The sequence below is a fragment of the Nitrospina sp. P1_D6 genome, from assembly GCF_052156615.1.
In the GTDB taxonomy this organism is placed as follows: domain Bacteria; phylum Nitrospinota; class Nitrospinia; order Nitrospinales; family Nitrospinaceae; genus Nitrospina.
The window spans coordinates 292,664-317,741 of the sequence record NZ_JBQKUN010000005.1 but is presented as its reverse complement, the minus strand read 5'-3'; the positions used below and the strand labels follow the sequence as shown (position 1 = coordinate 317,741).

The following is a 25,078-nucleotide window of genomic DNA, read 5'->3' as shown; positions in this document are numbered from 1 at the left end:
CCAGCATCGCTCCCAGCGTGCTTTTGCGTGAGGTGGAATTGCAGGGTGCGAAGAAAATGCGGGTTCGCCCGCCGATCCTCACACCGCCTGCCGTGTCCACATCGCTTCAATAAAATCTTTGGAAAAATAAAAAAACGGCCGGGAGATGTCTCCCGGCCGTTTTTCAGACCCGTCCTTCCCAAACTTCAGGCCGGCTTCCCGATTTGGGGGAAGTTGACACTTTCGGTTTCAAGATTTAAAACACGGAAAGCCGGCCCAGCCAAACGACGTTGACTCACTTGCAAATGACCTTCAACTTGGCGTTGCCCATCGTGGCGTTCACGATGCGCGCCTCGTCGAAGAGGGGGCCTTTGTTCGGTCCCCGTTCACCCGGAGCCACGGCGAAAATCGAGACGCCGTCTTTTTTGTATCCCAGCGTCTGATTGGGTTCCAACTGGTCCCAATCGTAATTGTCGCCGTTACCCCGGGCGATCCGGACCCGGGCCATTTCATCCCCGCTCAGGTTCTGAACGGTGATGTCCTTGTTGCAAAAGGCCGTGGTTCCCGGTTCCAGGATCATTTCCTCGTTGTTCATGCCTTCCACAAACCAGGGCTCGACGGTCTCTTCACCTGCTCCCAGTGCCGTGCTGGCGCCGAACGTCAGCATGGAACAAATTACGATGCCGGTAAAAAGCGTTTTCGTCCCTCTCATGAATAACCTCCAATCTGTATTCATTGAAGGGCCCGCACAAGCGGACCCGGTTTTAAAAGTGTGAGGCCAAACAAGTCAAGCGAGATTGACTTACTTGCAAAGCACCTTCAAATTCGCACTGCCCATGGTTCCATTGACAATGCGGGTTTCGTCCACGTGCTGCCGAGCGCCAGAATCACTGGAAAAAATGGAAACGCCGTCTTTTTTGTATCCAAGGGACTGATTGGGGTCGATCTGATCCCAGTCATAGTTGTCACCATTGCCCCGGATGATCTGGACGGTCGCTTCTTCACTTTCACTCATGTTGTGGACGGTAAAATCCTTGTTGCAGTAGGCCGTGGTGCCCGGCTCCAAAATCGTTTCCGCCTGGTTGTAACCTTCAACAAACCAGGGCTCCACCGTCATCTCCTCCGCACCAGCGGAGTTGGCACCGAAAACCGCCATTGAGCTGATTAACGCAAATGCCAAAACCGCTTTCTTGCTTTTCATGTAAAGACCTCCATCCTATCTAATATGTATGTGATGTTGTTTTTAAGGCAGGCACATTCCCGGAAACGGGAAACCCTCTATGTTCTATAATCAATACAAATTGAATGCCAAACCGCGGCATGGTCGTAACCCATTGATTCGATTCTCTTTGTAAAATGGGAAGTTAAAGAGGGAGGAGGGAAGTCCGGCCAAAATCTGCCCATTTTGGGTGATATTTATATAAGTAATTGTTTTTAATGATTTTTCAATTGGCCAAATTTCACCGAACTGACGAAAATTGGCCGCCGGATTGCGAGGTACCTATATTGATTTTATATCCCTCAATGAAGGATATTTCGGTCTTTTTCCTTAAATAAAGGCAAGTTGGAATGAAATACAATCTTCACCAGGTGCTCGATTCCGCGCGGGACGGCATCTTCATCGTGGGACGGGACCACCGGCTGGTCCTGTTCAACCGCGCCTGCGAGGAGCTGTACAACGTCTCCCGCGAGGACGTGGTTAATAAAGCCTGCTGGAAACTGTCTGATTTCGAAAAAAGCTGGCAGGAAGCCGCGCGTGCGGGCGGCCGCATTTCATACGGGGAACTGGGCGCGAAAAAGGAACGCATGGTTCTGCCCCACAAAAGCGGCAGGCAGGTGTGGGTGGAAACCATCTACACTCCCATTCTCGACGAGGAGAACAACGAAATCGCCTATGTCATGGGCGTGATCAAGGACATCACCGAACTCAAAGACATGGAGCGCGAAAAGGAACGCCTGCAGCAGGAAATCGGCAAGATCCGCGGGGAACTGGGATCGAAATACGATTTCTCCAGCATCGTCGGCCGTTCCGCGCCGATCATGCAGGTCATGAAGCTGGCCGCCGAGGTGGCGCAGGAGAACACCACCGTGATGCTGGTGGGCGAAAGCGGCACGGGCAAGGAACTGGTGGCCAAGGCCATCCACTACAACAGCCGCCGTGCGGACAAACCGTTTGTCGCGCTCAACTGTTCGGCGTTCCCGGAAACGCTGATCGAAAGCGAATTGTTCGGTTACGAAAAAGGCGCATTCACCGGCGCGGAAAAAAGCAAGCCTGGCAAAATCCAGCTCGCTTGCGGCGGCACGCTGTTTCTCGACGAGGTGACGGAGATGTCCCCGGCAACGCAGGCCAAGATTCTGCGTGTCATCCAGGAACGCGAATTCGAACCGCTGGGCTCGGTGAAACCGCAACGCGCGGACATCCGTATCATCGCTGCCACCAACAAGGACCTGGAGGCGCTTGTGGAGAAAGGGCAGTTCCGAGACGACCTGTTCTACCGGCTGTTTGTGTACCCGATCGTGATTCCGCCCCTGCGCGAGCGGCCGGAGGACCTGGCGCCGCTCATCGATCGCCTTCTGGAAAAATTCAACCACGACATGGCCAAGCGCATTCAGGGCATCGCGCCGGAAGCCCTGCAGATGCTGAAAAACTACCACTGGCCGGGAAACGTGCGTGAATTGCAGAACGTGATGGAACGGCTCATGATCCTGTCCAAGGGCGAGGTCATCCAGGTGGAGGACCTGCCGCGTTACGTGGTGGAATCCATGAAGCTGAACCACTCCCGCGAGCCGGGGACGAGCAATGGAATCCCTCCGGGGTTTTCGCTGGAGGATTCGGTCAACCAGTTCGAAAGTCGCATCATTCAGCAGGCACTCAAGCAATGCGGGCACAACAAGTCGCGGGCGGCGAACCTGCTCGGTCTGTCGCGCTCGACGTTCCGTTACAAACTGTCGCGGTTGAGTTGAGGGGAATTGTGAACCGGAACGGACGGATGTCAGTACATCAGGTATTCCCGTCGCAGGGGAAGGAAGGCCTGCGTGTCCGGTTCCCAGGACTGCTCGATATCGAGCAGCGAGAAGTTTGCGCCCAGCAGGTGTTCCCGCAATTCGGGGTTGCCGTACAGCAGGTCGATGGCCGGGATGTCGGTTATGAATTCATAAGGTTTGTCGCGCCAGGAAAACCGATCCGGAAAATCCTGCGAGATGGCGCGCAGGACAGCGATCCCCGTGATGAGGGGTTTGAACCGTTCCCGGTGTGTCACCTGTAAAAACACGCCCGCGCACAACTCGCCCCGGTGTTTCTGGAATCCCGGTTTGAAATACTGCGGACGAAACTGCACGCCAGGCAGGTTTTTGCGGTTCAGGCGTTCCGCCAGCCGGTAGGCATCGATCCCCGGTGCGCCACATTGCTCGAAGGGCAGGGTGGTCCCACGGCCTTCCGACAACTGCGTTGCCTCCAGCAGGCACATGCCGGGATACACGGTTGCGGTCGATACGGTCGGCATGTTGGGCGACGGCGCCACCCAGGGAAGCCCCGTTTCGTCGTACCACATGTTCCGGTTCCAGCCTTCCATGTGAACCACGCCGAGGTCGCATCCGATTCCGAAGTGTTCGTTGAACAGGCACGCCAGTTCCCCCGCCGTCATGCCGTGCCGGTTCAGAATCGGGTACTGTCCGACGAACGAGCGGTAACCCTCACCGACGCAGTTGCCTTCCACCTGGTGTCCGTTGATGGGATTCGGCCGGTCGCACACCACCATGCGCACTCCCGCCTCCCGGCAGGCTTCCATGCAGAACGCCATGGTGTAAACAAACGTGTAGTAACGCGAGCCGATGTCCTGGATGTCGAAAACCACGGTGTCGAGGTCGGCGAACAGCTCGGGAGAAGGACGGAGCGAGGCTTCGTCGGTTCCGTACAGGCTGTGGATGGCGAGGCCGGTGCCGGGATCGACGGAAGAGTCCACCGATTCCATGTCCTGCGCCACGCCGTAAAGGCCGTGTTCCGGAGCCAGCAGTTTCACCAGCTCGATTTCATCGTGTTCCTGGAAATGAAGCCAGCCGTAGCGGCCGTCGGCGGCGACGCAGGTGTGGTTGGCCACCAGTCCCACGCGCCTGCCTTTCAGGATATGGGCCGGGTCGGCCAGCAGACGGTCCAGCCCGGTCTTGACGTGAGTCATGGTGTGCCCGCTTTCGCTCAATCCCTATCTGGATGAGGGAAACTTGTATCCCTTGGGTATTACGATGATATTGGATTCCTTGTCCACATGGAACCGTTTTTCGTCTTCGGCGGGATCGTAGCCGATGACGGTGCCCGGCGGGATATACACGTCCTTGTCGATGATGGCCATGTTGATCTTGCAGTCGGGGCCGATGTGCACGCGGTCCATGAGGATCGAGTTGATGACTGCCGCACTGCCTTCCACCATCACGCTCCGGCCCAGGACGCTGTCCTGCACGATGCCGCCGCTGATGATGCTTCCCTCCGACACCAGGCTGTTCACTGCCTGCCCGCGCCGCCCTTCGACGTTGAACACGAACTTTGCCGGCGGCAGGCCGAAGGAATTGGTCTTGATGGGCCACTTGCGGTTGTACAGATTGAAAATCGGCTTTATGTTGCGCAGGTCCATGTTGGCTTCCCAGTAACTGCCGATGGTGCCGACGTCGCGCCAGTAGCCGATTTCTTCTTCCGTGATGTCCGGGACGCGGTTGGTGGCGAAGTCGTAAGCGTAAACCGCGTGGTTGCCGTACACCGAGGGCAGGATGTCCTTGCCGAAATCGTGCGAGGACTCCGTCTTGTCCGCGTCGGAGAACAGCACTTCCGTCAGGAACTTGGCATTGAACAGGTAGTTGCCCATGGAAACGTACGCCAGGTTCGGGCGGTCCGGAATGGGTGTCGGGTTTTTGGGTTTTTCCTGGAAACCGATGACCCGCCCCGCCTTGTCCACCTGGATCACGCCGAACTGATGCGCCTGGTCCACCGGAACCGGAATGGCGGAGATGGTGACGTCCGCCTGCTTTTCCGTGTGGTACTGCACCTTCTGCTGAATATCCATGCGGTAAATGTGGTCCGCACCGAAAATGGCGACGAGATCGTAATCCCGGTCCTGCACCAGGTTGATGTTCTGGTAAATGGCGTCCGCCGTGCCCCGGTACCAGCTTTCCCCGGTGCGCTTCTGAGCTGGAACGGGCAGGATGAAATGGTCCGGGAGAATCGAGCTGAACCGCCACCCTTCCTGCAGGTGTTCGGTGAGCGACTGGCTTTTGAACTGGGTGAGGACGTAGATCGCGTAGATGCGGGAGTTGATGAAATTGCTGAGCACGATGTCGATCAGCCGGTACTTGCCGCCAAAAGGCACCGCAGGTTTGGCCCGTTCGGCGGTCAGCGGGTGCAGCCGGCTTCCCTCGCCCCCAGCCATGATCATGCCCAGAATTTTCATTGTGTTCGCGCTCCAGTTCGTGAGAAGGGGAAAGAGGGGGAAGTTGCCCGATGGTTCTTATTTTAATGGTTTTGCGATGAATAGCAATCCGCAGGCCCGGCAATTCAACTTGATTTTCCTTTGGACAGTTGTATAGAATTGCCTCATGGGAATGAAAAGCTGGATCAGTGCAGGCTTAATCTTTTTGGTGTGTTGCGTGGGCACGTCCGCCTGGGCGTCTCCGCACGGCCACGTCATGGAGAAGTCCCCGTTTGTCAAAAAACAGGGAGCCCATGCCCTGCACTGTGCGCTGATGGGGCATGACATCCAGAAACCCTGCCCGCACTACCAGAAGCGGGGTTTGGGCGACCCGGAGATTCAACTGCCCTGTCATGACAATTCCGCTCCGGCATCCGGCTCCCCTTCTGCATCGAGCGTCTTTCTGCACAGTGTGCCTTTCAATACTCCCGCTTATGAGCGAGTGGTGGCGCTGCCTTTGTTCCGCTCCGGTTTTTCTTTTCATCTCCCTTCTATTCCGGAACCTCCTCCCCGGTTCCTCTAAACCCTTCGCTATTTCCAAAAAGTCGTTCCGGCTGGGAATCGAGTATCGTTTCCTTGCGCTTCTTTTCATTCCGGACCCCGGCTTTTCTTACAACAGGCGAAGCAACTCCATCGACAACATCATTATTTATTTTTGAATTGCTCGAAGTCCCTTCGGGTTCCGGCCCGTTTTGGGGTCGTTCCTCCCGAGAGCGGGGTGGAAATCCCTTTGAGTGATATTTCGGTCGAGTTCAAAGTGTTTGGAGGTTCCTTCATGTGGTGCAGGTATAAAAGACTCATTTATTTTGGAATGTTTCTCATTGCGGTCGTTCCCATTTGGGCGGGCACGGAATGGCAGACGCAACCCGCCTTTGCGGGTGATAAACCGGGTGCTTCCGGTGGCATCATTGAATGGGAACCGAACCCGAAGGCCATCGGCCAGGGCAACAGCGGGCAATTGAGCATCAGCGCATCGGAAGCCATCAAACTCCTTTATGCCGGAAAAGACAAGGGCAAGACGAGCATTCTCTATTCGCATTCGCACAACATGGGCGACTCGTTTTCGCCCGGGCACGCCGTGCATCCTGAAACTGAGAAAGTGAGCTCCCACGGCGAGAACGGACCCCAGTTGGAAACCGGACCGGGCATCGAAATATACACCACCTGGGACGGCAACGGGGATGTGCGCTTCGCCCGGTCCATGGATTTCGGCAGAAGCTTTACCGAACCGGTGCGGGTGAACGATGACGAGGGCGAATCCTTCCAGTCGTTCTTCGATACGGAAGTGGGACCCGACGGCAGCGTGCACGTCGCCTGGCTGGACGGGCGCGACAAGAACACCAACAAGCCGGGCACGTTTTCGCTGTTCACCGCCTCCTCCAAAGACCGCGGCACCACGTTCAGCAGGAACGTGAAGATCGCCGGGGACATCTGCCCCTGTTGCCGCCCGGCCATCGCCTTCGGTTCGTCGGGCGAGGTGTTCATGGCCTGGCGCCATGTGGATGAAGGCCACGAGCGGGTGGTGGTCGTCGCTTCTTCCAAAGACGGCGGCAAAACGTGGAGTGATCCGGTGCGTGTGACGAAAACGGGCTGGGTCATCGACGGGTGCCCGCATGCGGGACCGACCCTGCGCTTCATCAATGGCAAACTCTACGTTGCCTGGTACACCGCCATCGACCGCCGCGCTACCGTGAGACTCGCGGTGTCGGACGACCTCGGCCGCTCGTTCAAATGGGTGAAGGAAATCCAGGGCGGGGTGCTCGACCCGACCCACCCCTATATCGCCGAATCGGAAGACGCGGCCTACATCATTTTCCAGGGACGCGACCCGAACCTGGAGGGTGGGTGGGCGCCGGCCAAAGCATGGGTGGTCAAGGCGTCGGCTGACGGCGCTCTCACTGCTCCGCAGGCGCTGCCCACCAAGGGCAACGGGGTGGCGTACCCGTATCTGTTTTTCGGCAACGGCGGACGGGTGTATGCGACGTGGACCGAATTCAGCGAACAGGGCCCCGAGGTCATTCTGTGCCGGGGCCGCCTTCAACCTTTGTCTTGAGGGAGACGATCGATCATGCACGCTGAAGTGAGACCTCTCATTGACAGCATAAACTGGCCCCGCGCGGTGGTGTGTTCGCTTGCGTTCCACCTGGTGGTGATCTCGGTTCTGCCCCTGCTTCAAAGCGACAAGACGATTCCCGAACCGGAAACCAAAAAAGTGCGGATGACCATTGCGGAGAAGAAACCCGTTCCGGTTCCACCAAAGAAAAAAGCCGGTCCCAAACCCAGGGCACTCGAACCGCAGCTCATGAAGCAGGCACCCACTCCGGTGAAGACGCAGGTGAAACCGGTCCAGCCCATGATAATGCCGCCCCAACCCACAACGATGCCTCAGACACAACCGGTGTCCGCAAAGGTCGTGCATAAAACTCCGGTGGTGAAACCGATATTGCAACCGCAGGTTTTGAGCCAACCGGTGGCAACGCAGAAGGCGATGATCATGGACCGCACCTCCCGGCAACGGAAAACGAGACAGGTCGTCCACCCGATTCATCTGGAGACGCCGGTTACGAATTCTCAAAAGACCACTCAGGCCGCCGTCATGCAGACCCCGGTAACGACGCACGTGAAGCCGGCGCAGGTTCAGCCGGTGACGCCGCAACCGCTTTTCACCTCCAATGAAAACCCCGCACCGGTGACCGGCGCACAACCGGTGTCCCATTTTGAAAAGTATGCAAACGCATCCGTGGCCCCGTCGTTCTCCCAGCCGGTGCAACTGGAGGACTGGGGCGATGAAGGGCTGTCCGAGGAGGAACGCCGCCGGATTCTGGGCCTGTTTGCCCGGGGAGTTCAGCAACGGATCGCCGGCCATCAGGTGTATCCGGACACCGCCCGCCAGCGCGGTGTGGAAGGCCGCACTGTGGTGGCGTTCGAGCTGGCGCGTGACGGCAACCTGGTGCAGGTTTCGGTCGCCCAGTCGTCCGGATTCGACGTGCTCGATCAAGCCGCAATGAAGGCCATCCGCGACGGCAGTCCCTACGAGGCCATCCCGGCCAGGCTGGGCGATGCTTCGTTGTCCTTCCAACTGCCGGTTTCGTTTTTCATCGAATGACGGCCTGAATAAAGAAATTTTTGTAGAGAACAGGAGCGACACCATGACAATGTTTCAATCGGCAATGGATCTGGTCACCAAGGGAGGGATCATCATGGTCCCCATCCTGCTTTGCTCGGTGATCGCAGTCGCCATCATCATCGAACGGCTGGTGTATTTCAATAAACGTAAAGAAAACCCGGAAGCCCTGTACAAGGCGGTGCAGGAAGCGCTCCGCAAAAAGAACACGCCAAAGGCGCTGGAGTTGTGCCGTCGATCCAACGGGCCGGTGGCGCGGGTGCTGGAAGCGGGCGTGCACAATCACCACGCGCCCAAGTGGCAGTTGGAGGAAACACTGTCGATGGTGGGTCAGGAGGAGATGGAAAGCATGGAGCGCAATATCAAGGGGCTGGAAGTCATCGCCGCCATCTCGCCGCTCATGGGTCTGCTCGGAACCGTCATCGGCATGGTGCAGGCGTTCAACCAGGTGGCCGAATACAAGGGACAGGTGAACCCCAGCCTGCTCGCCGGGGGCATATGGGAAGCGCTGTTGACCACCGCCGCGGGCCTCGCGGTGGCCATTCCGGTTCTCGTCATGATGCATTTCTTTGACAAGCGCATCGAACGCCAGGGCTTCGCCATGGAGCGCTTCGCGCATTACTTCGTCCATTCCGTGGAACAGAACCGCAATACGCCGGGCACCGCCTCTTCCAAAACCCTGATTGCGTCATGAAGATTCGCCGTCATAAAAAACGGGCTCGTGTCGATCTCGCCCCGCTCATCGACGTGGTTTTCCTGTTTTTGATTTTTTTCATGCTCACCTTCGCCGTGCAGGGGCAGGGGCTGGACATGCTGTTGCCGAAGGAATCGCAGGCGGCCGCCGAGAACCCCGAAAAACCCATCATCATCGCCATCAAGCAGGATGGATCCATCAAGTTGAACGGGGAAACTCTTTCCACGGATGCCCTGCTGGATAAACTCACGCGAGCCCTGGCTACGCGCCGGGACAAACAGGTGGTTATCGAATCGAGTGAGGACGCTCGCTACGAGGTGTTCGTCAGTGTGCTGGACATCACCCGGCAGGCCGGGGTGAACGATTACTCGATCGTGATGTGAGGCCGATTCCATGATCCGCATCCGCAAATCCAAAGACACGTCCTTCGGACTGGACATGGCGCCGATGATCAACGTCGTGTTCCTTCTGTTGATTTTTTTCATGCTTACTTCCACCGCCATGAAGCACGGACAGGAAGTGGACCTGCCGGAGTCGCAGTCGGCGGAAAAAATCAATCAGGACACGGTGCAGGTCAAGGTGTACCCGCAAGGCGGCATCGAGGTGAATGGCAAGGCCACCGAACTGGCCGGGCTTCCTGCCGTGTTTGCGCAACTGGCGGCGGATAAAAAAGAGCCGGTGCTGGAAATTCAGGCCGACCGGAAGGCGTCCTTCAAGGTCTGCGGTGAGGTGATCCGCCTGGCCAATAAGGCGGGCATCCGCGAGTTTGTGTTCGCCACAGACCAGCCGCAGGGGAGCGCGAAGGTCCACACGCCGCTCTAGCGGTTTTTTCTCTTCTTAAAGAATCAGCGTGGTTGCGGCCAGTAGACCTGCGGCGGCCGGGTGGGGTCGGGCCGCTTTTTGCTGAAGAATTCCTCGAACAGCGCAAACGAGTCGCGCCAGGTGACGTTCAGGTGCGCGATGTGCACGAAGCGGTCGAGGATATACTGCCCCCGTACGTCGCCGGTGAGGTAGATGTTGTTGCCGAGCGTCCAGGTCTTGATGACGCCGACCTCCTGAAAATCCTCCGCCTTGTAAAACGGGTCGCCCTTGGCCAAAGGCACGCCCGGCTGAGTGGAATCGCCCCGGGGCGAGTTGAAATGCGCGCTGCCGCCTTCCCAGAACAGGCCGTACACGTACGTGTCCCACACCGTGGCGAACACGCGGAGCGCCACGCCTTCCTCATCCACCTGTGGCAGCGCCGGGGGATCGTCCTGGTTGACGAGGTAGTGGATGGTGAAGCCGATATTGTCCAGAAAACTGCCGGGGTGAAGAATTTTGCTGTGGTGGTAAGTGTAACCGGTGCCGAAGCCGTAACTGAGGTTGTTCCACACGCCGGGCCCGCTGTTCTTCTGTCCCCCCATGTGCACCCAGTAAACCTGTGCGTCCACCATGAAGCCACCCGCCTTCAATTGCGTGTAGTTGCCTGCCGCAAACTTTTCACGTTTCGTCTGCGTCTCCCGCTCCTCCCAGCTCAGCCACGTGTCCTGCAGGATATGTTGCGTGTCCCCGCGGATCTGGAATCCCTGCTCGATGGGTTCGATGTAGCGCAGGTTGTCGTTGAAGAACGCGTCGTGCAGGGGATGGTTCCGGTCGATGGTTCCGGCGGTGAACTGCCAGCCCGGTGCGAACCCCCAGTGCAGGGAGATGATGGGATCGACGCCCGATACGCGGTCGTCTTCACCGAAGGGAAAATCCAAAAACGCGCCGACGTCCACCGCCACCGCGGGTGCGATGGCGTACCGGAAATAGGTTTTGGTCTGGTTGCCGATCAGGGTGAAACCGTCGTTGATGGCGTCGATGTTCGTGTGTTCCTGGTTGTACACGAAGGTCTGGTTCTCCACCACGAAATGGAGAGGGGATTCGGCCCACGCCGGACGCGGTATCGCCAGCAACCCGCATGCGGCGACCCAAAGGGCCAGCCACCAGAGGATGGTTTTTAACTGGATTCGGTGTAATACGGGATTCGGGATCAAGACGGTCAGGGGCTCGTGTACGCCACAGGGAGTGGCGGGGTCCGTAACAAACAAGAGCCGTACCTTACCATAAAAGCAGGCTGGAACGAGGGAAAGATGCCGCAGGAGGTCCCGTCGATCGGCCGGGCAACCCCTGTCCTCTCCAGCGCGGTGAGTGGTGTCCGTCGCTCACCGGTAACTTGTAAGTAATTGATTTATAGAATTATATTTGATTCGTGCCCCGATGTCAACCGGAATTGGTAAATCCCCGGTGGATTTCCTCGAATATCGCCTTCCCTAACGGGCGAAAAAAATCCCCGGCCCCAAACGGGACCGGGGATTCTATTCAAAAAGGAGGGGGCTTTACATCATGCCGCCCATGCCTCCCATACCGCCCATGCCACCCATGCCCGGAGCGCCATGGGAATGACCATGGTCGTCCTTCTCTTCAGGCAGGTCGGTGATCATTGCTTCCGTGGTCAGCAACAGAGCAGAGATGCTGGCCGCGTTCTGCAATGCGGTGCGGGTGACTTTTGCCGGGTCGATGATGCCTTCCTTCAGCATGTCGACGTACTCGCCGGTGCGTGCGTCGAAGCCCATGCTTCCTTTCAGGCTCTTCACCTTCTCGACGATCACGGTTCCTTCTTCACCGGCGTTGGCTGCGATCTGCCGGACCGGCTCTTCCAGAGCACGGCGGATGATCTTCACACCCAGTTTGTAGTCGTGGGTGCCATCCAGCTTGTCCAGCGCGCTGAGGCAGCGCAGGTACGCCACGCCGCCGCCGGGCACGATGCCTTCCTCGACCGCGGCGCGAGTCGCATGCAGGGCGTCCTCGACGCGGGCTTTCTTCTCTTTCATCTCGGTCTCGGTGGCCGCACCGACTTTGATGATGGCGACGCCGCCGACCAGCTTCGCAAGACGTTCCTGCAGCTTCTCGCGGTCGTAGTCGGAGGTGGTCTCATCGATCTGGGTGCGGATCTGTTTGACCCGGGACTGGATTTCGGAAGGCTTGCCTTTGCCGTCGACGATCACCGTGTTGTCCTTGTCGATGGTGACGCGCTTGGCGCGGCCCAGGTCGTCCAGGGTGATGTTCTCCAGTTTCACACCGATGTCCTCGGTGATCACCTGGCCGCCGGTCAGGATGGCGAGGTCGTTCAGCATGTCCTTCCTGCGATCGCCGAAGCCCGGAGCCTTGACAGCGCAGACGTTCAGGGTGCCGCGCAGTTTGTTGACCACGAGGGTCGCCAGCGCTTCGCCTTCCACTTCCTCCGCCACGATGAGCAGGGGCTTGCCGCCCTTGGCCACTTTTTCCAGAACCGGCAGCAGGTCTTTCATGCTGGAGATTTTCTTCTCGTGCAGGAGCAGGTAACAGTCTTCCAGAACCGCTTCCATGCGCTCTGCGTCGGTGACGAAGTAGGGCGACAGGTAACCGCGGTCGAACTGCATGCCTTCCACGATTTCGAGAGCCGTCTCCATGCTCTTCGCCTCTTCGACGGTGATGACGCCGTCCTTGCCCACCTTGTCCATGGCTTCGGAGATGATTTCGCCGATGGCCGTGTCGTGGTTGGCGGAGATGGTGCCGACCTGAGCGATTTCCTTCTTGTCCTTGGTCGGTTTGGAGAGCTTCTGGATGGCCGGGATCACGGCGGCTACCGCGTCCTCGATGCCCTTCTTGATTTCCATCGGGTTGGCGCCGGCGGTGACGTTCTTCATGCCTTCGCGGAAAATGGCCTGCGCCAGAACGGTCGCCGTGGTGGTGCCGTCACCGGCGTTGTCGCTGGTCTTGCTGGCGACTTCGTTGACCATCTGCGCGCCCATGTTCTCGAACGGGTTTTTCAGTTCGATTTCCTTGGCGACGGTCACGCCGTCCTTGGTGATCAGGGGTGAGCCGAATTTCTTGTCGATGACCACGTTGCGGCCCTTGGGGCCGAGGGTCAGCTTCACGGTGTCGGCGAGCTGGTTGACGCCGGACAGAATCTTGTGTCGTGCTTCCTCGTCATATACGATTTGTTTTGCCATAGTATATCGTTCTCCTCAAATAGGGGGTTCGTGGGTTTATTTGCTGTCGATCACGCCCAGGATGTCGTCTTCCCGCATCAGCAGGAAATCTTCGGCGTCGATTTTCACTTCGGTGCCGCCGTACTTGCTGTACAGCACCTTGTCGCCGACTTTGACATCCGGTTTCACGCGTTTTCCGTCTTCACCGATCCGGCCCGGGCCGACGGCTTTCACTCGGCCTTCCGTGGGCGCATCCTTGGCGGAATCGGGAATGATGATCCCCCCTTTTCGGACTTCTTTCTCCCGAATGGGTTGCACCAGAATACGGTCTTGCAATGGACGAATGTTCATAGAACTGTGCTCCTTCCCAAAAAATGATAAACTTGGAATCCAGTAAACTGGATTGGTGATGGTGGGCGTCCTCCTGCAACGCCGCGTTGATCCATAACTTTTTATATAATAACCGGTTACGGGTTCGGGTCTGGGTCAAATAAGCAAGGGTTAGCACTCTTTGAGGTAGAGTGCCAGAAACGTTGGTCTTATATAATACGCCTTTCTGCAAAGGCAAGGTGTCCGGTCAAAAAAATCAAAAAAATGTTGCGAGTCCTATAAATGTCAAAAAAACAATCGTCTAAAGAGCTGGAAGTGTTCACCAATCCCAATCCGGACCGGGATTACGAGATCAACATGGAGTGCCCGGAGTTCACCTGCCTGTGCCCGAAAACGGGTCAGCCGGATTTCGCCACCATCGACATCACCTACATCCCGGACAAGCTGTGCGTCGAGCTCAAGTCGCTCAAGCTCTACCTGTGGTCGTACCGCGACGAGGGAGCGTTCCACGAAAAGGTGATCAACGAAATCCTCGACGACCTGGTGAAGGCCTGCCGCCCCCGTTACATGCAGGTGGTGGGCGAGTTCAACGTGCGCGGCGGCATCTACACCACGGTGTCGGCGGAGCACTACGGCAAAAGCGGAACGAAACGGAAATCGAAGAACAAACGCCCGTCGTCATGATGGGGCGGAGGGAGAAATCTATATTTAACTGGATGAGGTTCTATGTGGATCAGGGAAGGTGAGTGCCATTCATGCGGCGAGTGCTGCCAGACGGTGAACGTGACGGTGGTGCGGGACGTCACCCTGCGCCAGCACGGCACGGTTGAGGAACTGGAACGCTACCTGAAATACCGGGGCATTCAACTGGTGGGCGAGGACGTGGACAACAACTTCCTGTTTTACGCCATCCCCATTGCCTGCGACCAACTGGCCGATGACAAGCGGTGCCGGGTGCACGGTACGCCGGACAAGCCGCTCCTGTGCATGAAGTACCCGACGGAGCCGGACGACATTGAACAATGCGGCTACACGTTCCGCCGGGCGACGTTGCTGGACCGGGTGGGTTCATGACGGAACGGTTCGTCGAAAACGAAGACGGCACGGTGACCGACACCGCCACCGGCCTCGTGTGGCAACAGAGTTACCACTATGCCGAGACGGGCAACTACTGCTCGTGGTATGAAGCGAACGAGTACATCGAACATCTCAACCGCGTGCAACTGGGCGGGCATGCCGACTGGCGTCTGCCGGACCGGCTTGAGATGCAGAGCCTGTACGAAATCGCCCACACGTTCGAGTCGCGGGGACGGACGTACACCCTGCACATCGACCCGGTGTTCGAGTTCGGCTACGGCAGTTGTTTCTGGACGTGGCGTTCGCGCCTGTCGGGGGCGCTGGGGTTCGAGTTCGATGCGGGCAACCGGCACTGGTACCCGAAGGCCAGTTTTTCCGGCACCGTACGCGCAGTACGGGGTAATATGAACCCTTTTCTCCTTCTAACAAATCCGGAATGAAAAGAACGCGCACACCGCGAAACGGGCGGGCGGAGCCCGGCGGAAAACCCACCCCCCAGCAGATCGCGCGCGAAAAGCAGAAGGCGAAGGACCTGCGTCAGTCCACCTGGTGGCGGGTGCAGATCGACCGCGGATTGTGCCATTTCTGTGGCGAAACCTTCGGCCGGAAGGACTTGACGATGGATCATCTGGTTCCGCTGGCGCGTGGCGGCAAGAGCACCAAGGGCAACGTGGTGGTGGCGTGCAAGTCATGCAACAACGAAAAGAAGTATTACACCCCGGCGGAGATGATTTTAAAAAACAAGCTGGGTGGGGACGTTCAATTCTGACGAGAAAGGAATGCAGTCGGCATGGGAGAAGATAAAATGCTGAAGATCATGGGCTGGGGCACCCTGGTGGTCATCGTCCTTGGCATCGTGCTGTTTTTGTTCAAAACCTGAGCCTCCCGGACTGCAACGGTCCGGGTTCTCCCGTTTTCGCATGCAAAAGCTTCAGGTGGGGATGTCCATGCTTTTGGGCGGGGCCTGGATGGTCGGGTTGTCCTTCGCCATGAGGGCCTCGTACCGCGGGTCCACGCTTTCCTTCTTTTCCGCTTCCCGCTTGCAGATGCGCGACTCGCACACCAGCACGATGTGGTAACCCAGCTTCGACCGGATGGGCTCCGGAATCACGAACTTCTCGCATTTCAGGATGGCGTCCCTGAAATCCGGAGTCATGATGTCCTCCGACACGTCCATGTTGGGATAAACCCAGTCCAGGTCACCCCCTATGCGGCGGGTGCGGCAGGTGCTGTATTTTTTTGAGAATTTGGCAAAAAACTTTTCCACCTTGTCCCGGTCGATGAATTCCTTGTCCGGATCATTGCTCGGTTCGTTCTCGAGTTCTTTCTGGTAACCGATGATCGTCTGCCGAATCAGGTCCGCCGCTTCCCGGGTCGAAACCAGGATGTGCCGCGTACGGTGTTCCAGCGGTTTGCTGGTCTGGATTTTTGCCTTCTTTGGTTTGAAGACCTTGCGCGGCGGTTTCACCGGAGGCTTTTTGGGTTTTTCGCCTTCGGCCTTTTCCGGAACCTTGGGTTCCTTCGCGGTCAGGTCCCGCTGGTATATGGTCTTGTCCGGTTCTTGGGGTTGTTCGGTATCCGACATTTCAACACCTCAATCCAGTTTTCCGTTTTTCCAAAAGTCGATGTTTCATCTTATCGTAACCCGGTCCGGTTAAGATACCTTTTTTGGAGACCCGTACCAAACCGTCTCCAGGTAATTCAGGACCGCACCCTCGGCATTGCTCCCAATCACTTCATGAGCGGCCTGTTTGACCTCCGGAAGGGCGTTGGCGACGGCGATGGATTTCCCGGCGATTTTGAACATTTCCAGATCGTTCAGGTAATCACCAAACACCACCACGCGGTTCATGGGGATCCCCAGTTGTTCCGCCAGCTGGTCAAGCATGCTTCCCTTGTTTGCCTTTTTGTGAAACGCCTGCAACCAGTAATAACCGGGGTGCGCGATGTCCTCGGCGAAGTACAGGTTGAGTTCACGCGGAAACTGCCGAAGCAACGTGTCGTGCACGGGTTGCAGGGCTTCGGGCGTGTCAATCAGCAGGAATCCGGCGATGGCTTCGTTTTCCAGGAATTCATAATGTTCCACCCGGTGCAGGCGCCCGTCGCCTTCCAGGCTTTTCAGGTATTCCTGGGAGCCATGGTTGGTGACGTTGCGGTAGTAGAGACGGTTCTGGCTGCCGTACGCGTACACAAAGGGGTCGTCGCTCAGGTGATCGACCATTTGGATCATGGAATGAACCACATTGTGTGGAATGAAGTCGCACAACTCCAGGTTGCGCCCGGAATGAAAATCCGTGAGGTACACGCCGTTGAACAGAATGACCGGAATTTCAAGGTTCACCTCGCTCAGTATGGGGTGGGTCGATTCGTAACTGCGCGCGGTGGCGATGGTGAACATGAGACCGTCGTCAATCAGACGGTTGAGCCGGTCCGTGGACTCGGCGGAAAACTCACTGTGTGGATCCAGAAGGGTGCCGTCCAGATCGGATACGTACAAACAGTTTTTGGGATCTTTAAACATCGTTTTAGAATAAGGTGTAAGGAATCCGTAAAGCCGGGGACCTGATTTTGAAGCGAACCCCCCTCAAAGGAGAAGCAGCATGTATCCGCAACCGGCGCCTGCCAGGAAAGAATCTTCCAAGGTTGCAATCAAATTACCAACCTTGCAGCACGGGATCAAGATATTTGCTTGCCTGTGTGTGATCTTCATTGGGAGCCCTGCCGCGTGGGCGTTCGACTATTCGGAATGGGACGCGCTTCTTAAAAAGCACGTCAGGCCGACGACGCTGGACGGGGTGCGCCTGAATGCGCTGCCTTATAAAGTTCTAAAAAGCGACCCTGTCTTTGGCAAGGTGGTGGAGCAGTTCGAGGCGGCTTCCCCGGACGAGTTCAAAACGCGCGAAGAAAAACTGGCGTTCTGGATCAACGCCTACAACGTGTTTGCGGTGAAGATGGTGCTCGACCATTATCCCGTGGACAGCATCAAGGACGCGGGCGGGCTGTTTGGTTCGGTGTGGGAAAAGGAGGTCGGCGCCATTAATGGAAAGCCGATCACCCTCGATGAAATCGAACACGGCATTCTGCGCAAAATGGGGGAGCCGCGCATCCACATGGCCATCGTCTGCGCGTCGGTCAGTTGTCCCGACATCCGCAGGGAGGCCTACTGGCCGGATCGCCTGGAGCAACAATTGACAGAACAGGCGGAGCACTTTCTCATAAATCCGGGCAAGGGCCTGCGTGTGGACAAACAGCGCAAGACAGTTTATCTGTCGTCGATTTTCAACTGGTTCAAGGAAGACTTTGAGCCAAAGGGTGGGGTGCGGGAGTATCTTGCACCGTACGCACCGGAACGCAACCGCGCCGCATTAAAAGACTCCAGTTACGGCATCGAATACATGGACTACAACTGGGATTTGAACGCGCTATAAAGGAAGGAGGGGCGGGAAGGAAACCTTCACTCCTGACCTGGGGCTTCCTCCCCGCCTGGGCTTTGCTTCCTGCCTGCTCAATCCGCGTGTTTGCGGAGGAACGTCGGGATGTCGTAATTCGACTCGTTGGCCACCGAATCCGGCGACTCCTTGCGGATGGAGGCGGCCAGTTGCCTCAGCCCGCTTTTGCGGAACATGGGCGGTTTCGGCGCGCTGGGTTGCGGATCGCCGCCCACCACCTTTTTGTACGCGATGGCGCTCTCGTGAGGCGCGGCCACCGACCATTCCTCCTCCACCGGCTCTTCTTCTTCCTGCATTTCGGATTTTTCGAACCCCGTGGCGATCACCGTCACGCGCATCTCGCCCTGCAGGTGCTTGTCGATCACCGCACCGAAGATGATATGCGCGTCCTCGTGCGCGTTCTTCTGGATGAGCGATGCGGCTTCCGTGACTTCGTGGAGCGTCAGGTCGTCGCCGCCGGTGATGTTGATGAGCACGCCTTTTGCTCCGTCCACCGTGGCTTCGTCGAGGAGCGGGCTGGAGATGGCTTTTTCCGCCGCTTCCACCGCGCGATTCTCGCCGGTCGCCGTGCCGCCGCCCATGAGCGCCTTGCCCATGCCGGACATGATGGTCTTCACGTCGTTGAAGTCGAGGTTGATCAGCCCCGGGATGACGATCAAATCCGAAATGCTGCTCACCGCCTGGCGCAGAACGTCATCGACGTGGCTGAACGCGTTGGTGAGCGGAGTGTCTTTCGAGATGAAACTCAACAGGCGCTGATTGGGAATAACGATCAGCGTATCCACCGAATCTTTCAACGCCTGCAATCCTTCCTCGGCCTGCCGCTCGCGTTTCCTGCCTTCAAACACGAACGGTTTGGTGACGATGCCGACGGTCAGTGCGCCCAGTTCGCGGGCGATGTTGGCCACGGTCGGCGCACCGCCGGTACCGGTGCCGCCGCCCATGCCGGCAGTGATGAACACCATGTCCGCCCCTTCCAGCATGGCGCGGATCTGGTTTTTATTTTCTTCCACTGCGAGGCGGCCCATCTCCGGGTTGGAACCCGCGCCCAGGCCCTTGGTCACCTCCGCGCCCACCTGCACCTTGTTCATGCATGGGGACGATTCCAGTGCCTGCACGTCCGTGTTGACGATGATGAATTCCACACCCTGGATGTGCGAGCGCACCATGGCGTTGACGGCGTTTGATCCGCCTCCGCCGACCCCAACCACCTTGATGCAGGCGGAGTACTCGTTGTCCTGCTCAAATTCAATCAAGCCCATTTGTTCCTCCTTGTTCATTAAAAGAACTCTTCCATCCAGCCTTTCATGCGGCTGAAAATTTTATCGAACAGATTCCTTCCCTGGAGTTCCGTGTACTTTCCCGCCTTGTAGCAACGGTCTCCGTAAATGATCAATCCCGTGCACGTGGCGTACACCGGATTGTTGACAACGTCGATCAATCCGCCGAGACCCATGGGCGTGCCGATGCGCACCGGCGCCTGGAACACCTCCTCCGCCAGCTCCGCCATGCCCGGCATGGAGGCCGAACCGCCGGTGATGACAATGCCGGACGAGATGTGTTCCTCGAATCCCGATGTCTGGATCTCGTGATTGAGCATTTCAAACATCTCACGCACGCGGGCCTCGATGATCTCGCTCAGAATCTGCGCCGAGACCTTCATCGCCGGGCGGCCTCCAACGCTGGACACTTCGATGCCTTCATCCTCGGCGAGGAGCGCCGAGTAGGCGCACCCGTAGGCGTGTTTGATCTTTTCCGCTTCCGCGTTCGGCGTTCGGAGGCCGATGGCGATGTCGTTGGTCACCTGCGCCCCGGCGATGGCCAGCACCGAAGTGTGCTTGATCGCGCCCTCATAGAAGATGGCGAGATCGGACGTGCCGCCACCGATGTCGATGAGAGCCACGCCCAGCTCTTTCTCATCGCTGGAGAGCACCGACTCGCTGGAGGCGAGTTGCTGGAGCACGATGTCCTGCACGCCGAGTCCGGCCTTGTTCACACACTTGACGATGTTCTGTGCGGACGTTACGGCGGCAGTGACAATATGCACCTTCGCTTCCAGCCTCACGCCCGCCATGCCAAGCGGCGTCTTGATGCCGTCCTGGTTGTCGACGATGAACTCCTGCGGCAGAACGTGGATCACCTCGCGGTCAAGCGGGATGGCGATGGCCTTCGCCGCGTCGATCACACGGTCCACATCCTGCTGGTTGATCTCCTTGTTCTTGACGGCGATGATGCCGTGGCTGTTCATGCTCTTGATGTGGCCACCGGCGATGCCGACAAACACGGACTCGATTTCCGTACCGGCCATCAACTCCGCTTCCTCCACGGCGCTTCGAATGGATTCCACGGTGCCGTCTATGTTCACCACCACGCCCTTGCGCAGACCGCGCGATGGCGACTGGCCGAGCCCGATGATTTCGATTTCACCCTGCGGGCTGACCTCGGCGATGATGCAGCAGATCTTGGTGGTGCCGATGTCGAGGCCCACAACGTAGTTTTTCTTTTTGGACATGTGCGGGTTTCCCTCCTGTTAGGACTTCTTGATCGGTACGTCCGTGCCGCCCTCCCACGGCTCGTCGCGGACCACCACGCGGCCCGCAAACGACAGGTCGATGAACCGGGCCTTGCCGATGTCGGACTGCAATGCTTCCAGAACCACTTTAAAATTGTCGAACCCTTCCGCCAGCCGGTCCACCGCCATGCGCAAAGTCACCTGTCCGGATTTCGAGGTGAACATGAGATGATGCGGCTGGGTGAAACGCACAGCATGAAACGGTTGTTCGCGAAACGCCCCCAGTTGATTGAGTGCGTTCATGGCTTTGAGGCCGGGCACCACCCAGTCGATGTGCACCGGTTTGCCCAGTTCCACTTCACCGAGCGTCCCCGCCTGGATGATCGGCAGGTCACTGTAACCCCCGGAGTCGGGCGCGATCAGCACACCGTACGGGTCCATCAAATAGGTTTGTTCCAATTCCAAACGCGCGTAGGGGGTGCGTTCCTGAACATGAATATGCAGGCTCTGCGGCAGTTTGCGGATCGCCGAGACGTCCTGCACCCAGTGGTTGAGGCGAATCGGTTGCAACACCCCCTCGATGTCGGCGTGAAAAATGTTTTCACCGAACACCGGTTGTGCCGCCATATACAGGTGTTCCGCATCCACCGTCTTGTTGCCGTGAAAAGTGATGCGGCTGATGCGGAACTGCGGCGCCGTTGTGAAAAACTGGTACGCGTGGAACAGGCCGTACATCAACATAACTGCGAGCAACCCCTTGGCTCCCCAGTCGAGGCCGAGTCGCAGTACCTTCTGTACATTCACCTCGCGTTTGGGACCGGTGCGGTAACGCACAGCTTTTTTCTTCTGCCGCTTCGACCTCTGTGTGTGGGCGCGCTTCCATCCGGAAGAGCGGTTTTGCGGTGAGGTGGTGCTGTAATCGACCATGATGCGTCAGTCCCTGTAATCGCGCGTGGCGCGTTTGAGAATTTCCAGCACGAGTTCGTCGAAACTCATCCCGGCTTCCTTCGCCGCCATCGGCAGAAGGCTGGTCGGCGTCATTCCTGGAATCGTGTTCATCTCCAGAACGTAAGGCACACCGGCGTCGTCGAGGATCACGTCGACCCGCGGGAAGCCGCGCCCCTTGAGTGCGCGGAATACGGCGATGGCCACCTGCTGGCAGGTTTCGCGCTCGATGCCGCTCAGGTCCGCCGGACAGATGTATTCCGTCTTTCCCTTTGTGTACTTCGACTCGTAGTCGTAGAAGCCCGACTTCGGCCGGATGTGCACGATCGGCATCGGCTGTTCGCCGTGCATGCCGATCGCCAGCAGTTTGCCGTCGATGTACTGCTCGACCACGACCTCCTCCGTGTAGCGGAACGCCAGCTCCAGCGCGGCTTCCATTTCCGTTGCCTCGTGCACGATGGTGACGCCGAGGCTCGATCCCTGGTCTGACGGCTTCACCACCACCGGCAGGTCGAGATGACGCTGAAACGCGTCGCGCTCTGCTTTGCGCACCACCTGGTAGGCGGCGGTTGGGATGCCGTTCTGCATGAAAACCTCCTTCGAGGTGACCTTGTTGTAGGCCACCGAACTGCCCAGAACGCCGGAGCCGGTGTACGGAATCCGGGCGTATTCCAGCAGGCCCTGGATGGTGCCGTCCTCGCCGTAGGTGCCGTGCAGGGCGACGAACGCGAGGTCGATGCCCGCGTCCTTGATCTGCGTCCACACGTCGTGGGTGACATCGATCTCCACCGCTTTCAGGCCCAGTCGCCGGATCGCCTGCATCACTTCACGGCCCGTGGTCAGGGACACTTCCCGTTCTTTCGACAGGCCGCCCAGCAGGACGCCGATGGTTTTTTCTTTCAAAGACTGCAAGCGTTACCGGCTTTCAAAATAACTGGCCCGCCCCCGAACCGGCCAAAGTTCGGGGCAAAGGAAGGAGGGGTACCTTTGTTTTGCGGACCATATTCGTTTGTTCAGGCGAACGCCCCTTCCTGCGTCCGCGTTTCAACTCAATCCCATTCTCCGGCCAGCACGACCTCGGTTTCGAGATCGATTCCGGATTTTTCTTTCACCACCTTCCGCACGGTTTCAATGATCTCGCGGATATCCTCTGCTGTGGCCTCGCCCTGGTTGACGATGAAGTTGGCGTGCTTGATCGACACCGCCGCGCCGCCGATGCTGAATCCTTTCAGGCCCGCTTCCTCGATCAGGCGGCCTGCGGTGTCGCCTTCCGGGTTCTTGAAAACGGAGCCGGAATTGGGCAGCGTGAGTGGTTGTTTCCGCCGCCTGCGGTCGAGGTGCGCGTCGATGGCTTTCTGGATTTCCAGATGGTCGCCCTTTTTCAGTTTCAATTCGGCTTCAATGACGATGCCGCCCGGCGTGGGGAAAATCGTTTTTCGATACCGGAACGTCAACTCGTCGCGGCTCAGTGTTTCGACCTCGCCATCGTCGTTGATGCGCGTGATACTGCGGATGACGTCGCCGATCTCGGTACCGTCGGCCCCGGCGTTCATCACCACCGCGCCACCGAGCGATCCCGGAATGCCGACGAGGTCTTCGATGCCGGTCAGGGAGTACTTGGCGAGGTACTTGACGAGGTACGACATCTTGGTGCCTGCACCGACGCGCACGGAGGCCACTTCCTCGCCACTGGTGAGGCGCGAGAACACTGGCGTCTGGATGGTTTTGAACATTTCCTTGACCGAGAGCACGATTCCGGTGATGCCGCGGTCGGCCACTAGCAGGTTGGTGCCTTCTCCCAGCACGAACACCGGCAGGTCGCCGCGGTTCCTCAATACGTTTTTGATGTCTTCAATGTTTTTGGGGACGATGAAGTAGTCGGCCGGGCCGCCCACGCAAAGAGACGTGTGCCGGGACATCAGTTCGTTCTGCCGCACTTCTCCCTGAAGGGTATCCAGCCATTTCATGGAACGGGTCATGGCGTTTCTCTTATAAAATTTTTTGCCGAGGATGGTTTTGGGCACATCGGTGACGGTGGCGAAGTGCACGCTGTGTCCATGATTCATGTGGGCGTAACGGATGAGTCTGGATTTCCAGGGATCGTTCAGCATGAAGAGGAATCCTTTCCTGCATCTCCGCCGCGGAGCCGGGCGGGAAGGTTGGCGATCAGTTCGCGTCCGAGTTCCCAGATGTTCCCCGCGCCCAGCGTGAGGAGCACATCACCGGGCTGGAGAAGCTGGTTCAAACGGTCCTGGGTGGTTTTGCGGTCTGCAATGTATTCCACGTGCTTGTGGCCGAAGTTTTTGATGCCCTCGACCATGCGTCCGGCGGTCACCCCTGCGACAGGGTCTTCGCCTGCGGCGTAGATGTCGTTGACGATCACGCAGTCGGCGTTGTGAAACGACGACCAGAACTCCTGCATGAGCGAACGCGTGCGCGAATAGCGGTGCGGCTGGAACACGACCACCATGCGGCGTTCCGGCCAGACCTCACGCACCGTGCGCAGGGTGGCCTGGATTTCCACCGGGTGATGACCGTAGTCGTCCACCACCACCAGCGGTTCGGTGTCGTGGATGATCTCGAAGCGCCTCTGCACGCCGCGGAACTGTTTCAAGGCGTCGGCAATGGTGTCGAATGTGAGGTTGAGTTCCATCGCCACGGCCACCGCCGCCAGCGTGTTCAGCACGTTGTGGCGTCCAGGGGCAACCGAATGCAGGGTGCCCAGCGCTTTGCCGTGGTGGAACACGTCGAACCAGGTGTCGAGTCCCTTGAAGCGGATGTTGCGTGCGGTGTAGTCCGCCTGACTTGTCAGCCCGTAAGTGATGGCGCGTTTCTCCACGTGCGGGATGAGCGACTGGATGTTGACTTCATCGAGGCACAGCACCGCCGTGCCGTAGAACGGGACCTTGTTGATGAAATTCAGAAACGCTTCTTTCAGGGTGTCGAGCGTGCCGTAGTACTCCATGTGTTCTTCGTCGAGGGTGGTGACCACGACCACCGTCGGCATGAGTTTCAGAAATGAACCGTCGCTTTCGTCCGCTTCCGCCACGAGGAACTCGCTTTGTCCGAGCTGGGCGTGACTGCCCACGCTTTTGAGCTTGCCGCCGATGACCACCGTCGGGTCGAGTTCCCCGCCCGCAAGCAGGGTGCCGACCAGGGACGTGGTGGTGGTCTTGCCGTGGGTGCCGGCGATGGCGATGCCGTACTTCATGCGCATGAGTTCCGCCAGCATCTCCGCACGGCGGATGACCGGGACCGATTGCTCCCGCGCCGCTTTCACTTCTACGTTGTCCGCTTTCACCGCGCTGGAAGTGACCACCACCTGGCAGTCGGCGACGTTTTCCGCCGCGTGACCGTAGTGGATCGTCGCGCCTGCCTTCTCCAGGTGTTCGGTGACGGTGGAACGTGCGAGGTCGGAGCCCGTCACGTCGTAACCCTGGTTGATCAGCACTTCAGCAATGCCGCTCATGCCGGCTCCTCCGATACCGATGAAATGAATGCGCCGTGTTTTTCCCAGAAACAT

27 protein-coding genes are annotated in these 25,078 nt (G+C 58.2%); 12 read left to right on the top strand and 15 right to left on the bottom strand.

The features are described 5' to 3' along the window. Positions 1–274: 274 nt before the first annotated feature. Together ACTRXA_RS11110 and ACTRXA_RS11105 are read right to left on the bottom strand one after the other, a co-directional pair. The gene (locus ACTRXA_RS11110) at positions 275–691 is read right to left on the bottom strand and encodes a hypothetical protein (protein ID WP_442427257.1); all 417 of its coding nucleotides are present in this window, start codon (positions 689–691) and stop codon (positions 275–277) included. A gap of 90 nt (positions 692–781) precedes the next feature. Beyond that, positions 782–1,180, bottom strand: a complete 399-nt coding sequence (locus ACTRXA_RS11105) for a hypothetical protein (protein WP_442427256.1) — start codon at positions 1,178–1,180, stop codon at positions 782–784. A gap of 368 nt (positions 1,181–1,548) precedes the next feature. Between ACTRXA_RS11105 and ACTRXA_RS11100 the strand changes: the two genes are divergently transcribed. Then, positions 1,549–2,943 carry a sigma-54 interaction domain-containing protein gene (locus ACTRXA_RS11100; protein WP_442427255.1) on the top strand — a complete coding sequence of 465 codons (1,395 nt, stop codon included), beginning with the start codon at positions 1,549–1,551 and terminating at the stop codon, positions 2,941–2,943. A 29-nt stretch (positions 2,944–2,972) separates the two neighbouring features. Here the strand turns inward: ACTRXA_RS11100 and ACTRXA_RS11095 are convergent, their stop codons facing one another. Both ACTRXA_RS11095 and glgC read right to left on the bottom strand, forming a co-directional pair. After that, complete coding sequence (locus tag ACTRXA_RS11095) at positions 2,973–4,154, bottom strand: exo-beta-N-acetylmuramidase NamZ family protein (protein WP_442427254.1); 1,182 nt, start codon at positions 4,152–4,154, stop codon at positions 2,973–2,975. Between the two features lie 24 nt (positions 4,155–4,178). After that, positions 4,179–5,414: a glucose-1-phosphate adenylyltransferase gene (glgC, locus tag ACTRXA_RS11090; protein ID WP_442427253.1), complete on the bottom strand. Its 1,236-nt coding sequence runs from the start codon at positions 5,412–5,414 to the stop codon at positions 4,179–4,181. Between the two features lie 196 nt (positions 5,415–5,610). Between glgC and ACTRXA_RS11085 the strand changes: the two genes are divergently transcribed. The 6 genes from ACTRXA_RS11085 (at position 5,611) to ACTRXA_RS11060 (ending at position 10,072) form a co-directional block, all read left to right on the top strand. Next, a complete protein-coding gene (locus ACTRXA_RS11085) occupies positions 5,611–5,955 on the top strand; it encodes a hypothetical protein (protein ID WP_442427252.1) in 345 nt (114 codons plus the stop codon). 288 nt (positions 5,956–6,243) lie between these two features. Beyond that, positions 6,244–7,485, top strand: a complete 1,242-nt coding sequence (locus tag ACTRXA_RS11080) for a sialidase family protein (RefSeq protein ID WP_442427251.1) — start codon at positions 6,244–6,246, stop codon at positions 7,483–7,485. Between the two features lie 15 nt (positions 7,486–7,500). Then, positions 7,501–8,538: a TonB family protein gene (locus ACTRXA_RS11075; RefSeq protein WP_442427250.1), complete on the top strand. Its 1,038-nt coding sequence runs from the start codon at positions 7,501–7,503 to the stop codon at positions 8,536–8,538. Positions 8,539–8,581: 43 nt separating this feature from the next. Further along, positions 8,582–9,250 carry a MotA/TolQ/ExbB proton channel family protein gene (locus ACTRXA_RS11070; RefSeq protein ID WP_442427249.1) on the top strand — a complete coding sequence of 223 codons (669 nt, stop codon included), beginning with the start codon at positions 8,582–8,584 and terminating at the stop codon, positions 9,248–9,250. Continuing rightward, complete coding sequence (locus ACTRXA_RS11065; protein WP_442427248.1) at positions 9,247–9,633, top strand: ExbD/TolR family protein; 387 nt, start codon at positions 9,247–9,249, stop codon at positions 9,631–9,633. Before ACTRXA_RS11070 ends, ACTRXA_RS11065 begins: the two co-directional genes overlap by 4 nt. A 10-nt stretch (positions 9,634–9,643) precedes the next feature. Continuing rightward, a complete protein-coding gene (locus ACTRXA_RS11060; protein ID WP_442427247.1) occupies positions 9,644–10,072 on the top strand; it encodes an ExbD/TolR family protein in 429 nt (142 codons plus the stop codon). A 23-nt stretch (positions 10,073–10,095) separates the two neighbouring features. Here the strand turns inward: ACTRXA_RS11060 and ACTRXA_RS11055 are convergent, their stop codons facing one another. From ACTRXA_RS11055 to ACTRXA_RS11045, 3 genes are all read right to left on the bottom strand, one after another. After that, positions 10,096–11,319 carry a hypothetical protein gene (locus tag ACTRXA_RS11055; RefSeq protein WP_442427246.1) on the bottom strand — a complete coding sequence of 408 codons (1,224 nt, stop codon included), beginning with the start codon at positions 11,317–11,319 and terminating at the stop codon, positions 10,096–10,098. A 288-nt stretch (positions 11,320–11,607) separates the two neighbouring features. Beyond that, positions 11,608–13,263 (bottom strand): chaperonin GroEL, encoded by a 1,656-nt coding sequence (groL, locus tag ACTRXA_RS11050; RefSeq protein ID WP_442427245.1) that lies wholly within the window; start codon positions 13,261–13,263, stop codon positions 11,608–11,610. A gap of 36 nt (positions 13,264–13,299) precedes the next feature. Continuing rightward, a complete protein-coding gene (locus ACTRXA_RS11045; RefSeq protein ID WP_005005736.1) occupies positions 13,300–13,593 on the bottom strand; it encodes a co-chaperone GroES in 294 nt (97 codons plus the stop codon). A 261-nt stretch (positions 13,594–13,854) separates the two neighbouring features. On the opposite strand from ACTRXA_RS11045, the gene queF reads away from it, so the two are divergent. From queF to ACTRXA_RS11025, 4 genes are read left to right on the top strand one after another with little or no spacing between them, the layout of a single operon-like run. Continuing rightward, complete coding sequence (queF, locus tag ACTRXA_RS11040; RefSeq protein WP_442427244.1) at positions 13,855–14,256, top strand: preQ(1) synthase; 402 nt, start codon at positions 13,855–13,857, stop codon at positions 14,254–14,256. Positions 14,257–14,298: 42 nt separating this feature from the next. After that, positions 14,299–14,646: a YkgJ family cysteine cluster protein gene (locus tag ACTRXA_RS11035; RefSeq protein ID WP_442427243.1), complete on the top strand. Its 348-nt coding sequence runs from the start codon at positions 14,299–14,301 to the stop codon at positions 14,644–14,646. Then, a complete protein-coding gene (locus ACTRXA_RS11030; protein ID WP_442427242.1) occupies positions 14,643–15,089 on the top strand; it encodes a DUF1566 domain-containing protein in 447 nt (148 codons plus the stop codon). The genes ACTRXA_RS11035 and ACTRXA_RS11030 overlap by 4 nt, the downstream gene beginning before the upstream one ends. Beyond that, the gene (locus tag ACTRXA_RS11025) at positions 15,086–15,418 is read left to right on the top strand and encodes an HNH endonuclease (protein WP_442427241.1); all 333 of its coding nucleotides are present in this window, start codon (positions 15,086–15,088) and stop codon (positions 15,416–15,418) included. The genes ACTRXA_RS11030 and ACTRXA_RS11025 overlap by 4 nt, the downstream gene beginning before the upstream one ends. A 162-nt stretch (positions 15,419–15,580) precedes the next feature. On the opposite strand, the gene ACTRXA_RS11020 is transcribed toward ACTRXA_RS11025, so the two are convergent. Beyond that, positions 15,581–16,234, bottom strand: coding sequence for a peptidylprolyl isomerase (locus ACTRXA_RS11020; protein ID WP_442427240.1), 654 nt, complete (start codon positions 16,232–16,234; stop codon positions 15,581–15,583). 69 nt (positions 16,235–16,303) lie between these two features. Further along, positions 16,304–17,170, bottom strand: a complete 867-nt coding sequence (locus ACTRXA_RS11015) for an HAD family hydrolase (RefSeq protein WP_442427239.1) — start codon at positions 17,168–17,170, stop codon at positions 16,304–16,306. 79 nt (positions 17,171–17,249) lie between these two features. Here ACTRXA_RS11015 and ACTRXA_RS11010 point away from each other — a divergent pair, with 79 nt between their 5' ends. Continuing rightward, positions 17,250–18,077 (top strand): DUF547 domain-containing protein, encoded by an 828-nt coding sequence (locus ACTRXA_RS11010; RefSeq protein ID WP_442427238.1) that lies wholly within the window; start codon positions 17,250–17,252, stop codon positions 18,075–18,077. Positions 18,078–18,154: 77 nt separating this feature from the next. Here ACTRXA_RS11010 and ftsZ read toward each other — a convergent pair whose 3' ends face one another. The 6 genes from ftsZ to murC form a co-directional block, all read right to left on the bottom strand. After that, on the bottom strand, positions 18,155–19,354 hold the full coding sequence (gene ftsZ, locus ACTRXA_RS11005) for a cell division protein FtsZ (RefSeq protein WP_442427262.1): 1,200 nt from the start codon (positions 19,352–19,354) through the stop codon (positions 18,155–18,157). A gap of 23 nt (positions 19,355–19,377) precedes the next feature. Continuing rightward, complete coding sequence (ftsA, locus tag ACTRXA_RS11000) at positions 19,378–20,610, bottom strand: cell division protein FtsA (RefSeq protein ID WP_442427237.1); 1,233 nt, start codon at positions 20,608–20,610, stop codon at positions 19,378–19,380. Between the two features lie 18 nt (positions 20,611–20,628). Beyond that, complete coding sequence (locus tag ACTRXA_RS10995; RefSeq protein ID WP_442427236.1) at positions 20,629–21,537, bottom strand: cell division protein FtsQ/DivIB; 909 nt, start codon at positions 21,535–21,537, stop codon at positions 20,629–20,631. Positions 21,538–21,543: 6 nt separating this feature from the next. Beyond that, positions 21,544–22,467, bottom strand: a complete 924-nt coding sequence (locus ACTRXA_RS10990) for a D-alanine--D-alanine ligase (protein WP_442427235.1) — start codon at positions 22,465–22,467, stop codon at positions 21,544–21,546. A 137-nt stretch (positions 22,468–22,604) separates the two neighbouring features. Next, positions 22,605–23,666 (bottom strand): UDP-N-acetylmuramate dehydrogenase, encoded by a 1,062-nt coding sequence (gene murB / locus ACTRXA_RS10985; RefSeq protein ID WP_442427234.1) that lies wholly within the window; start codon positions 23,664–23,666, stop codon positions 22,605–22,607. Beyond that, positions 23,660–25,078 (bottom strand): UDP-N-acetylmuramate--L-alanine ligase, encoded by a 1,419-nt coding sequence (gene murC, locus ACTRXA_RS10980; RefSeq protein ID WP_442427233.1) that lies wholly within the window; start codon positions 25,076–25,078, stop codon positions 23,660–23,662. The genes murB and murC overlap by 7 nt, the downstream gene beginning before the upstream one ends.

What these genes read in the sequence shown, in the direction of transcription:
- murC (WP_442427233.1), bottom strand. Translation starts at nt 25,078, where the DNA reads ATGTTTCTGGGAAAAACACGGCGCATTCATTTCATCGGTATCGGAGGA.
- ACTRXA_RS11095 (WP_442427254.1), bottom strand. Translation starts at nt 4,154, where the DNA reads ATGACTCACGTCAAGACCGGGCTGGACCGTCTGCTGGCCGACCCGGCC.
- ACTRXA_RS11100 (WP_442427255.1), top strand. Translation starts at nt 1,549, where the DNA reads ATGAAATACAATCTTCACCAGGTGCTCGATTCCGCGCGGGACGGCATC.
- ftsA (WP_442427237.1), bottom strand. Translation starts at nt 20,610, where the DNA reads ATGTCCAAAAAGAAAAACTACGTTGTGGGCCTCGACATCGGCACCACC.
- murB (WP_442427234.1), bottom strand. Translation starts at nt 23,666, where the DNA reads ATGCTGAACGATCCCTGGAAATCCAGACTCATCCGTTACGCCCACATG.
- ACTRXA_RS11030 (WP_442427242.1), top strand. Translation starts at nt 14,643, where the DNA reads ATGACGGAACGGTTCGTCGAAAACGAAGACGGCACGGTGACCGACACC.
- ACTRXA_RS11070 (WP_442427249.1), top strand. Translation starts at nt 8,582, where the DNA reads ATGACAATGTTTCAATCGGCAATGGATCTGGTCACCAAGGGAGGGATC.
- ACTRXA_RS11035 (WP_442427243.1), top strand. Translation starts at nt 14,299, where the DNA reads ATGTGGATCAGGGAAGGTGAGTGCCATTCATGCGGCGAGTGCTGCCAG.
- ACTRXA_RS11065 (WP_442427248.1), top strand. Translation starts at nt 9,247, where the DNA reads ATGAAGATTCGCCGTCATAAAAAACGGGCTCGTGTCGATCTCGCCCCG.
- ACTRXA_RS11080 (WP_442427251.1), top strand. Translation starts at nt 6,244, where the DNA reads ATGTTTCTCATTGCGGTCGTTCCCATTTGGGCGGGCACGGAATGGCAG.
- ACTRXA_RS10995 (WP_442427236.1), bottom strand. Translation starts at nt 21,537, where the DNA reads ATGGTCGATTACAGCACCACCTCACCGCAAAACCGCTCTTCCGGATGG.
- ACTRXA_RS11110 (WP_442427257.1), bottom strand. Translation starts at nt 691, where the DNA reads ATGAGAGGGACGAAAACGCTTTTTACCGGCATCGTAATTTGTTCCATG.
- queF (WP_442427244.1), top strand. Translation starts at nt 13,855, where the DNA reads ATGTCAAAAAAACAATCGTCTAAAGAGCTGGAAGTGTTCACCAATCCC.
- ACTRXA_RS11075 (WP_442427250.1), top strand. Translation starts at nt 7,501, where the DNA reads ATGCACGCTGAAGTGAGACCTCTCATTGACAGCATAAACTGGCCCCGC.
- ACTRXA_RS11060 (WP_442427247.1), top strand. Translation starts at nt 9,644, where the DNA reads ATGATCCGCATCCGCAAATCCAAAGACACGTCCTTCGGACTGGACATG.
- ACTRXA_RS11010 (WP_442427238.1), top strand. Translation starts at nt 17,250, where the DNA reads ATGTATCCGCAACCGGCGCCTGCCAGGAAAGAATCTTCCAAGGTTGCA.
- groL (WP_442427245.1), bottom strand. Translation starts at nt 13,263, where the DNA reads ATGGCAAAACAAATCGTATATGACGAGGAAGCACGACACAAGATTCTG.
- glgC (WP_442427253.1), bottom strand. Translation starts at nt 5,414, where the DNA reads ATGAAAATTCTGGGCATGATCATGGCTGGGGGCGAGGGAAGCCGGCTG.
- ACTRXA_RS11045 (WP_005005736.1), bottom strand. Translation starts at nt 13,593, where the DNA reads ATGAACATTCGTCCATTGCAAGACCGTATTCTGGTGCAACCCATTCGG.
- ACTRXA_RS11105 (WP_442427256.1), bottom strand. Translation starts at nt 1,180, where the DNA reads ATGAAAAGCAAGAAAGCGGTTTTGGCATTTGCGTTAATCAGCTCAATG.
- ACTRXA_RS11020 (WP_442427240.1), bottom strand. Translation starts at nt 16,234, where the DNA reads ATGTCGGATACCGAACAACCCCAAGAACCGGACAAGACCATATACCAG.
- ACTRXA_RS11015 (WP_442427239.1), bottom strand. Translation starts at nt 17,170, where the DNA reads ATGTTTAAAGATCCCAAAAACTGTTTGTACGTATCCGATCTGGACGGC.
- ACTRXA_RS11025 (WP_442427241.1), top strand. Translation starts at nt 15,086, where the DNA reads ATGAAAAGAACGCGCACACCGCGAAACGGGCGGGCGGAGCCCGGCGGA.